Source organism: Pedobacter sp. GW460-11-11-14-TSB4, from assembly GCF_059423705.1.
On record NZ_JBWKYI010000011.1, the window covers coordinates 190,590 to 201,598 of the forward strand.

General features: G+C 40.4%; 6 protein-coding genes. 3 read left to right on the plus strand and 3 right to left on the minus strand.

Features of this window, described 5'->3' with window-relative positions:
* Positions 1-221: 221 nt before the first annotated feature.
* Together AC07YT_RS13485 and AC07YT_RS13490 are read left to right on the plus strand one after the other, a co-directional pair.
* Complete coding sequence (locus AC07YT_RS13485; protein ID WP_086548604.1) at positions 222-2,480, plus strand: GH92 family glycosyl hydrolase; 2,259 nt, start codon at positions 222-224, stop codon at positions 2,478-2,480.
* Positions 2,481-2,646: 166 nt separating this feature from the next.
* On the plus strand, positions 2,647-5,253 hold the full coding sequence (locus AC07YT_RS13490) for a glycoside hydrolase family 2 protein (RefSeq protein WP_086548605.1): 2,607 nt from the start codon (positions 2,647-2,649) through the stop codon (positions 5,251-5,253).
* Positions 5,254-5,446: 193 nt separating this feature from the next.
* Here the strand turns inward: AC07YT_RS13490 and AC07YT_RS13495 are convergent, their stop codons facing one another.
* The 3 genes from AC07YT_RS13495 to AC07YT_RS13505 all read right to left on the minus strand — a co-directional run bounded on the left by AC07YT_RS13495 (position 5,447) and on the right by AC07YT_RS13505 (position 9,281).
* Positions 5,447-5,773 carry a 2Fe-2S iron-sulfur cluster-binding protein gene (locus tag AC07YT_RS13495; protein WP_025141835.1) on the minus strand — a complete coding sequence of 109 codons (327 nt, stop codon included), beginning with the start codon at positions 5,771-5,773 and terminating at the stop codon, positions 5,447-5,449.
* Positions 5,774-5,819: 46 nt separating this feature from the next.
* On the minus strand, positions 5,820-6,830 hold the full coding sequence (locus AC07YT_RS13500; protein ID WP_029274634.1) for an NAD(P)/FAD-dependent oxidoreductase: 1,011 nt from the start codon (positions 6,828-6,830) through the stop codon (positions 5,820-5,822).
* A gap of 324 nt (positions 6,831-7,154) precedes the next feature.
* Positions 7,155-9,281, minus strand: coding sequence for a prolyl oligopeptidase family serine peptidase (locus tag AC07YT_RS13505; RefSeq protein ID WP_086548606.1), 2,127 nt, complete (start codon positions 9,279-9,281; stop codon positions 7,155-7,157).
* Between the two features lie 529 nt (positions 9,282-9,810).
* On the opposite strand from AC07YT_RS13505, the gene AC07YT_RS13510 reads away from it, so the two are divergent.
* Entirely contained in the window at positions 9,811-10,560 is a 750-nt protein-coding gene (locus AC07YT_RS13510) for a UDP-2,3-diacylglucosamine diphosphatase (protein ID WP_086548608.1), read from the plus strand.
* The last annotated feature ends 449 nt before the right edge of the window (positions 10,561-11,009 follow it).

Here is an 11,009-nt window from a genome sequence, read left to right on the forward strand (position 1 = left end):
CGTCATTGCTTCCCCGAAAGGTCGGGACAAGTTGTCGGCTGAAAAAGCCTTCTCGCAATGACGATCTCTCTTGTTCAAAAGCCTATTTATCTTCCTATAATTGGGCTTAATTCAATGCTTTTACTTAATTTCAACACAATTCTTCACCTCTTTATAAGAAAATAAACGTAAAACGTTTTACTTTTAGATTTTTAAATCTATTGTCGGAAATTATAAGCACCATGCAGTTCAAGAAAATCTCTTCCATTCTATTTTTAACGGCCTCTCTTTTTACCAATAATACCTTTGCACAACAAAAAACGAATTTAACCCAGTATATCGATCCATTAATCGGATCAGCAAAACATGGGCATGTTTTTGTAGGTGCCAATGTTCCGTTTGGGGCTGTACAGCTTGGGCCGAACAATATTTTTGAAGGCTGGGACTGGTGCAGTGGATATAATTATGCCAGCAATACCATTACCGGTTTTGCGCATACGCATTTAAGTGGTACCGGTATTGGCGACTTAGGTGATATTTCGATTATGCCCGCAACCGGAAAAACGCTTTTAGAAAAAGGCAAAACGGCCAATGATCCTGCAGGTTATTTATCTACCTTTTCTCATCAGCATGAAACCGCTAAAGCTGGTTATTATAGTGTGCTGTTAGAGAAATATGGCATTAAAGCCGAACTAACTGCGACCGAAAGGGTAGGTTTTCACCAATATACCTTTAAAAAAGACGCTGAAAATCCACATATCATTATCGATTTGATTGAGGGTATAGGCTGGGATGCGCCTGTATCTGCTTCATTTAAACAGCTTGATGCTACCACTATTGTAGGGCATCGTAATTCGAAAGGCTGGGCCAACGATCAACGTTTATATTTTGTAATTAAACTTTCACAACCGATTAAAAGTCTGGCATTGTATGACAGCACTGCAGTGAAAAGTGGCGCGGCATTATCTGGCAAAAAACTAAAAGCAGCGGTAAGTTTTAATGCCATTAACAACGATAAATTACAGATTAAAGTAGCTTTATCTCCGGTAAGCATCGAAAATGCCATTTTAAATCTAAAAACAGAATTACCAGGCTGGGACTTTGCATCAACAGTTAAAAACGGTGATGCAAAATGGGAGAAGGAACTCGCCAAGGTAAAGATTGAGGCTTCAAATACAACCAAAAAGGTGTTTTATACCGCTTTGTATCACACGATGGTGGCGCCATCACTTTTTAACGATGTAAACAAAGATTACCTGGGTACAGATAAAAAGGTGTACAAAAAGGCCAGTTTTAATAATTTAACTACTTTCTCTCTTTGGGATACCTACCGTGCAGCAAATCCGCTTTTCACGATCCTGCACCAGGATAAGGTAAACGATGTGGTAAATACCATGCTGGCCATTTACAAGCAACAGGGTAAACTACCGGTTTGGCATTTAATGGGTAGCGAAACCAATACCATGGTAGGCTATCATGCCGTTCCGGTTATTGTTGATGCTTATTTAAAAGGCTACCGCGGTTTCGATGTAAACCTGGCATACGAAGCCATAAAACAATCGGCCATGCAGAAAACGGATGGCATCGAATACATTCAGGAGCTTAAACATATTCCGGCCGATAAAATAAACGAATCAGTGGGTAAGGCTTTGGAATATGCTATTGACGATTATTGCATCGCTCAAATGGCGAAAGCACTAAACAAAACGGCAGATTACACTTACTTTAGCAAAAGATCGAAGTTGTATAGTTTATATTTCGATCCAAACGTTCAGTTTATGCGGGGTAAACTTACCAATGGAAACTGGAGAAGTCCTTTCGATCCTTTTTCATCCAAACACCGTGAAGATGATTACGTAGAAGGCAATGCCTGGCAGTATACCTGGTTGGTGCCACAAGATGTAGAAGGGCTGATTAATCTTTTTGGAGGAGATAAAGCTTTTACCAATAAACTCGACTCGCTATTTACCTTACCTTTAGATTTAGGGACCAATGGTTCGCCGGATATTAGCGGATTGATTGGTAATTATGCACAGGGAAATGAACCCAATCACCACATTCCCTATTTATATACTTATGCAGGCCAGCCATGGAAAACTGCCGATCTGATCCGTAAAATTGATAAAGATTTTTATTCGGCTAAACCAGATGGATTGTGCGGCAATGAAGATGTAGGGCAGATGAGTGCCTGGTATGTTTTCTCAGCAATGGGATTTTATCCCGTAAATCCGGCAAACGGTGCTTACGTTTTTGGAACGCCTTTGATTAACAGTGCTAACATTTCATTGCCTGGGAATAAGAAATTCGATATTAAGGTGATAGGTAATAGTGCTGAGCATAAATACATTCAGAAAATTGTACTGAATGGCAAAGCTTATACAAAATCATTTATCCTGCATAAAACCATTACAGCAGGAGGAAATATGCAAATTTACATGGGCAATAAACCATCGGAAAGCTGGGGCGTAAAACCTGGGGATAGACCAACATCCGGGAAATAATTCCAGATGAAAAAGAGGTTAGTTTATCTGGATTTTGTCTGGTTGAGCTTGTCGAAACGCCCTGCACGGCGTTGTGTAAGGTCCTTCGACAGGCTCAGGATGACAATTCTAAATACATCCTCATGAACATCAACCATAACAAGTATCAACTAAATATCTTAAATAAATGAAGAAAATATTTTTACTTTTTTTACTCTGTTCAGCTTTAATTGTCGATGCGCAACAGCGTTACGAGTTAAATTCGGGCTGGGTATGCACCAATATTAAAGAGGCAAAAGCTAACGGCTCAGAAATTTCGAAGGCAGGTTTTTCGACCAACAACTGGATGCCTGCAACTGTTCCCGGAACGGTATTAACCACTTTGCTAAATAATAAAAAGGTTCCAGATCCATTTTATGGAATGAATAATGAAAAAATTCCGGATGTATATAAAACGGGTAACGACTATTATACCTATTGGTTTGTAAAAGATTTCGAGGAGCATGCTGTGGGTAACGAACAGGTTTGGCTGCAGTTTAGAGGAATAAATTACAAAGCCGAAATTTATTTAAACGGAAAAAAAGTTAATCCGAAAACCCAGGTAGGCATGCACCTTAGGGCGCAATACAACATCACTAAACTGTTATCTTCGAACGGAAAAAACAGGCTGGCTGTTATCGTTTATCCACCAGATTTTCCGGGCAATCCGAATGGTGGACAAGGTGGCGATGGTACCATTGCAAAAGGCTTAACCACACAATATACAGCTGGCTGGGACTGGATTCAGCCCACCCGCGACCGTAACACGGGCATTTGGGATAAAGTGACTATTGAGAAAACAAAAAGTATAAATATCCAGAATCCACAAGTAATCACCCTGGTTCCGGGCAAGCGTTTACCCGAAGGCAAACAAAATCCAGCTACAGTTAAAGTTTCGGTTGAAGTAGAAAATCCTACCGGCCAGGCGGTTTCAGGCACCTTGCAATATCAAATTGCCGGAAAGCTGATTAAACAGCCTGCCACTATCGCGGCAAACAAAACCACCACAGTTAAACTACCGGATTTACAGCTCGAAAACCCTAAATTATGGTGGCCAAGCGGATATGGGCCGCAAAACCTGTATGAGGTGAAGATCGAATTTGTAGCCGCCAATCAGGTATTAGACCAGGAACAGCTTAAAGTAGGGGTTCGCCAGATTGACAATATCTGGAATGGACATACTCAAAGTATGGGCGCCTATGTAAACGGACAAAAGATTTTTATTAAAGGAGGCAACTGGATTATTTCTGATGCAATGCTCCGTTTTAGTGATGCCCGTTACGATGCCGAAGTACGTTACCATAAAGATATGAACCTCAACCTGATCAGGATTTGGGGAGGGGCAATTTTAGAAAGACCAGAGTTTTACAACGCCTGCGATAAATATGGTTTATTGATATTCCAGGATTTCTGGTTCAGTGGTGATTGTAATGGCCGTTGGGTAGATCCGATGAAAAAGGAAGACCAATGGACACGCAGAAATTATCCTGATGATCATCATTTAACCTTAACAGCCATTGAAGATCAGATCAAGATGATCAGGAACCATGCTTCGCTGGCTTTTTGGTGTGGAGGGAATGAAATTACACCACCTGAAGACATTTTAGAGCCGTTAAAAAACGATATCCTGCCGCGCCTGGATGGTACTCGAAAACTTTTCGATTTCTCTAATAGCGACGAAATGTCGTTCAATTCAATCGGTGGAAATGGCGATGGCCCTTACGGCATACAGGACATTAAAACTTTCTGGGGCACCAGAACCTTTCCTTATAATTCGGAAGTTGGATCGGTAGGTGTAGGCGATTATGTTTCCCTGCTCCGTTTTATCCCAAAAGAAAACCTGATTGCACCGCAATACAAAGCTAAACCCGATTCGGTGTGGGATTACCATAAATATATTTCTTATGAGCAATACCTTAATCCATACGGTAAGCCAAAAAGTGCAGAAGATTTTGCCATGAAGGCCCAGCTGGCCAATTACGATCAATACAGGGCATTAATGGAAGGTTTTTCTAATAAAATGTGGGATTGGTATACCGGATCAATCATCTGGAAAACCCAAAATCCATGGACAGCCATGCGTGGACAGATGTATGATTATTACCTTGATCCTAATGCCTGTTTATATGGCTTAAGAAAAGGGAGTGAGCCCTTGCATGTGATGATGAATCCTTTGGATAGTATGGTTACCATCGTAAACAATGGGTTCACCACCAGAAATAACCTGATGGTACAAGCGAAAGCTTATGATATGGATGGAAAAGATTATTTCTATTCGCAGGTATTCAACTCAGTAGGTCCATCTTCGGTGAGGAGACTTTTTCCTATGAACGAATTCTTAACCAAACTGGATAAAAAAGAAGGTGTATTTGTTTCTTTAAGGATTTTAGATCAAAAGCAAAATATTTTAAGTGAGAATATTTACTGGCTTCCTGGTAAGGACGGTGAATATTCGGGGTTAAAAAACATCAAACAAACACCATTAAAAGTAGCAGCTGTCAATCAGAAAAATGGTAAGGTTACCGTGACTTTGAGCAATGCAAGCGGAAATCCGGTGGCATTTTTTAACCGTGTTGCTTTAATAAACGGCAATAGCGGTGAACGTATACTCCCTGCTTTTTATGATGATAACTATGTAAGTATTTTACCAGGCGAAAGTAAAACGGTAACGGTAGAATATACAGGGAAACAAAGTAATCTGGGTGTAGAGGTATACGGCTGGAATGTAGCAAAGCAGAAAGTAAGTATTCAATAATAGCAAAGTTCGTCATTACTTGTTAGTCGGGATTTATAATCCCGACTTTAGTGCTAAGGATTTTAAATCCTTTGGTGGATTGCAAATCCACACCTCATTCAGTCGAGATTGCAAATCTCGACTAACATGATCTAAAACAAAAAAAGGCGACACTTTACGTATCGCCTTTTTCCATTTAATATGTTTTACAGCCTTAGCTTACGCCGTGTAATTTTACTTTTAATCCGTCCATATTGTTATTTAACTGCAACTGGCAGGCTAAACGCGAATTTGGTAACAGATCAGGCAAGGTATCTAACATGGCATACTCATCGTCTGTCATTTCGTTCAGTTTCTCTTCGCCTTCTAACACATCTACGCAGCAGGTAGCACATAAGGCCATTCCGCCACAGGTAGCCAGAATATCGTACTCTGATGCTTTTAAAAACTCCATCAGGCTTAAACCCATGTCAGTTGGTGCAACGTGTTCCGTAACCGAGCCATCCGGCTCTTGCATATATATGTTAATGTTATTTTCCATTTTTTTTAGTTCTCTTATGTTTGTAGCGACAAATATAGGAGAAAGCTTAAAATTCTGAAACTCCGTTTACAGTTGTATATTTCATGGTATATTTCACACCTGGGTTCATGTAAGAATAAGCACTGTGGCTCATTAATGCTGCCTCGTGGAAACCACACAGAATCAACTTTAATTTGTTGGTGTACGTGTTGATATCGCCAATAGCATAAATTCCAGGGATATTTGTCGAATAATCATCCACATTAACCTCAATTGCACTTTTGTTGATATTTAAGTTCCAATCTTCGATTGGACCTAATTTAGGACTTAAACCAAATAAAGGAATTAAGTGATCAGCTTCTACTACCGTTTTTTCCATGGTACGGTTCTGAACAATTTCTACTTGTTCTAATTTATCCGTTCCCTGTACAGCCTGAAGGTTGCTGTTTAAAATCAAATTGATTTTTCCGCTTTCTGCCAATGCCATTACTTTGGCAACCGAATCTGGCGCACCACGGAAACTCTCGCTTCTGTGCACTAAAGTTAATTCAGAACAAACTTCAGCTAAGTAAATGGTCCAGTCTAAAGCAGAGTCACCACCTCCGGCAATCACCATTTTCTGATCGCGGTACTTCTCAGGATCAAGGATCATATAATTTACGCCTTTACCATTCTCAAAGTTTTCTAAGTTTTCTACAGCAGGTTTACGTGGCTCAAAGCAACCTAAACCGCCTGCAATTACCACCACTTTAGCTTCGATAACGGTACCCATATTCGTGGTTAAAACGAAATCTGCCTCGCCACGCTTTTCTAAACCTTCAATACGCTCGCCTAAAGTAAACGTTGGATGGAAAGGTTTTGCCTGCTCCATTAAGTTATCGATAAGTTCCTGAGCCAACACAGAAGGATAACCAGGGATATCGTATATCGGTTTTTTAGGGTAAATTTCAGACAGCTGACCACCAACCTGCGGCAAGTAGTCAATTAAATGGCAACGCATTTTTAATAAACCGGCTTCAAAAATGGCGAATAAGCCAACCGGACCAGCGCCTATTACGGCTATATCAGTAGTGATCATTAAAAAAAATTTGACGCAAAGTTACAAAATAAAGTATTATCAATTCTGCTATTTAGAAATATTCTAGATAATTTTGTAATAATGTTGTATTCAATATTTTATATGCTTTGCATTGGCTAAAAACAAAAGTTAAGGGTTTTTAGGAGTTTAAAGCAAATTATAATTGGTCTATGGATTTAGTGGGTTTTGTCATATCCCCGGTAAATTGTCATACTGTCCCGAATGTTCGGGAGCGAAGCTAAATCTACCTCGGTAGATCTCTCCATTTCGCTACGCTCCAGTCGAGATGACGAATTTTTGGGGTTCAGAATGACAAAAAACACGTTACCAGTTCATTCCTAAATTCTGAAATACAAAACTCCATACATCAGCAGCCTCTTCAATCAATTTCGTAGTGGGTTTGCCTGCACCGTGTCCCGCTTTGGTTTCGATCCTGATTAAAACAGGGTTTTCGCCTTTATATTTTTCCTGTAAGGTTGCTGCAAATTTAAAGGAGTGTGCGGGTACCACGCGGTCATCATGATCGGCAGTTGTGATTAATGTGGCCGGATAATTAACCCCGCTTTTTAAGTTATGGAGCGGCGAATATTTAATCAGGTAATCGAAATCTTCTTTTTTGTCGCTGCTTCCATATTCAACGGCCCAGCCCCAGCCTACGGTAAATTTATGGTAACGCAACATGTCTAAAACGCCAACAGCAGGCAAAGCCACTTTAAACAGGTCAGGTCTTTGCGTCATGCAGGCACCGACCAACAGGCCGCCATTTGAGCCGCCAGATATGGCTATTTTAGCCGGATTGGTATATTTTTCTTTAACCAGGTATTCGGCTGCGGCGATAAAATCGTCGAAAACGTTCTGTTTTTTGGCTAACATACCACCTTTGTGCCAGGCCTCGCCATACTCGCTTCCACCCCGTAAACTCGGCTGAACGTAAATGCCACCACGCTCTAAAAAGAGCATCCGCGAGAGGCTGAAGCCTGGGGTTAAACTAATCTGGAAGCCGCCATAGGCATACAGATAAACGGGATTGTTGCCATCCAGTTTGATGCCTTTTTTGTGTACGATAAACATGGGTACTTTTGTGCCATCTTTTGATGGATAAAATACCTGTTTGGTTTCGTAGTTATCGGTGTTAAACTGCAGGTCTGATTTTTTATATAATATCGATTCGCTTTTATTGATATCGTAACGATAAATCGTGCCCGGAGTGGTGAAGTTGGTAAAGGTATAAAAGAATTCTTTGTCTTCTTTGTACCCGCCAAAGCCTCCAACGGTTCCGATAGCTGGTAGTTTTACATCGCCAATTTTCTTTCCCATTAAATCAAACTGAACAATATTGGTGCTTGCATCTTTTAAGTAGGATGCCCAAAGAAATCCTCCGCCAGTTCCAATACCTTCTAAAGCCAGTTTAGATTCAGGGATAATCTTCTGCCAGTTTTTAGGATCTGCATTTTTTGGATCGACTAAAACTACCTGTTTGTTTTCGGCACCGAGGTCGGTATTTACCAGCAGTTTATCACCGATATTATCAACAACGCTGTGGTTGTTTTCAAAACCTTTAACCAGTAAGGCAATTTTGCTATCCGGCGCTTTTAAATCCTGATAATAAAGTGCATTGCCCGAAGTACCCGCACTGGCGTAAACCACCAGAAAGCGTTCATCTTCGGTAACGTTGGCGCCAAAATATAGATTTGGATTGCTTTTGTCTTCAAAAATTAACTGATCATTTTGCTGCTGATCGCCTAATTTGTGGAAATACACTTTTTGGTATTTGTTGGCTGCTGAAAGATCGGTTCCTTTAGCGGGCTCGTCAAATTTACTGTAGTAAAAACCATCACCTTTCCAGGCTGCACCAGAGAATTTAGTCCATTTCAGCTCATCGGCTAATTTGGTTTTACTGGCAACCTCCATGATATAAATATTGCTCCAGTCTGATCCCGCCTGTGCAACGGAATAAGCCAGGTATTTTTTGTCGTGCGAGAAACCAAGCAATGAAACGGCTGCTGTTCCATCTTTTGTGAGTTTATTGGGATCGAGAAAAATCTCTTCCTTACCTGCTAATCCTTTTTTAATAAACCAGATACTCTGGTTCTGGAGGCCATCATTTTTAGTAAAGAAATAATATTCGCCCACCTTAAATGGGGCACTTTCTTTAGGGTAATTCCATAATTCGGTTAAGCGCTTTTTAATATCCGCGCGGTAAGGAATTTGCTCCAGGTAGTTTTGGGTAACCTTATTTTCGGCGATAACCCAGGCTTTTGTTTCTGCCGAGGTATCATTCTCCAGCCATCTGTAAGGGTCGGCAATGGTCGTTCCGAAATAATTATCTTTTGTACTGTCTTTTTTTGTTTCAGGGTATTTCATCAATGTTATTTTTTCTGCAGGTTTTTTGCCCTGGTTACAGGCAAACAGACTTAATGCAAATAAGCTCAATAGAATTTGTTTTTTCATGGTTTTATTGTCTTTTTTAATGAGGATACTTCGTATTCAGATTATTTACTAATATATGTTTTTACCTGCGGCTTGATTGCACAGATTTTTAGATTTCGCAGATTAAGGTGCTTTAAGCTTTTTTCTTTAGTCTCCAGAATTTTACCATTGAGAAATTAAGGGCATTAAGGTTTTTCTCTCGCTTGCCCATATTACAAAACAAAGATTTACACGGAGTTTGGTTCCTTACTTTAATCATTGACCTTTTACCTTCGGGTTGATTGCAGAGATTATAGTGGTTTAAGCTTTGATCCTTCTTCTTTAATTTCCAGAATTTTACCATTGAGGAATTAAGGGCATTAAGGTTTTTGTCTCGCTTGCCCATATCAAAACAAAGATTTACACGGAGTTTGTTTCCTTAATTTAGTCTTTCCGCTTTTTTCCTTTCGGGTTGATTGCACAGATTTTTTGATTGCACAGATTATAGTGGTTTAAGCTTTGGTCTTTCTTCTTTAGTCTTTCCGCTTTTTTCCTTTACCTTTGAAAATCCATGGCAAAAAATATTTACTTCGCTTCCGATTTTCATTTAGGCACACCCAGTTATGCCGAAAGCCGTGCCCGTGAAGCGCGTATTGTAAGCTGGTTAAATTTTATAGAACCGAATTGTGGCGAACTGTTTTTGATGGGCGATATTTTCGATTTCTGGTTCGAGTACGCTAAAGTAATTCCGAAGGGATTTATCCGTTTACAGGGTAAGTTAGCTGCCATGGCCGATGCCGGGATAAAAATCTACTTTTTTAAGGGTAACCACGATATGTGGGTGCGCGATTATTTCACTCAGGAAATCGGTATGGAAATCATCAGCGATGAACTGATTATTGAAAGGGGTGGCAAGAAATTCTATTTACACCATGGCGATGGCTTAGGACCAGGGGATAAAAAATATAAATTCTTAAGAAAGATTTTTAGAAGCAAATTTTGCCAATGGTTATTTGCCCGTTTGCATCCAAACCTGGGCATTGGTATTGCCAATGGATGGAGCCGGGGCAGCAGGGCTGCGCAAACCGAAAAGGAAGTTTTTTTAGGAGCGGATAAAGAATGGCTGGCCATTTATGCCAAAGAGCAGTTACAGAAGGTGCATTTCGATTATTTTATTTTCGGACACAGGCACCTGCCGCTCGATATCGATTTGGGTAATGGAAGCCGCTATGTGAATATTGGCGAATGGCTTAATTATAATTCTTACGCAGTGTTTGACGGGCAGGAGTTGAAATTGGAGTATTATAAGCCAAATTTATAGTTCCTATTTGTTTTTTGGAAAGCAGAACCTGTAACATCAGTTTAATGTTCGCCGGGCTTTTCGTTATAGTCCCGATTTTGAAGGAAAATCGGGAGCTGCCACTGCAATCCCGTTTAGGTACCCGGGTTTGTGCTGCTATTAGATTTGCATAGTGCTTAGATGCACCGCCCTCAGTTTATAAACCTGATAGAGCGAAAAGCCCGGAGCGAGGAACGAGTGAGGACTTGGAGAGATAGCAGGGCTACCGGCTGCCACAGGTACAGAACCTTTCATTTTCAAAACCTTTAAAACGCTTTCCCTTTGTAAATCAGTTTTTCAGCACTGTTTGATGTTTTTTGGAAAGCAGAACCTGTAACATCAGTTTAATGTTCGCCGGGCTTTTCGTTATAGTCCCGATTTTGAAGGAAAATCGGGAGCTGCCACTGCAATCCCGTTTAGGTACCCGGGTT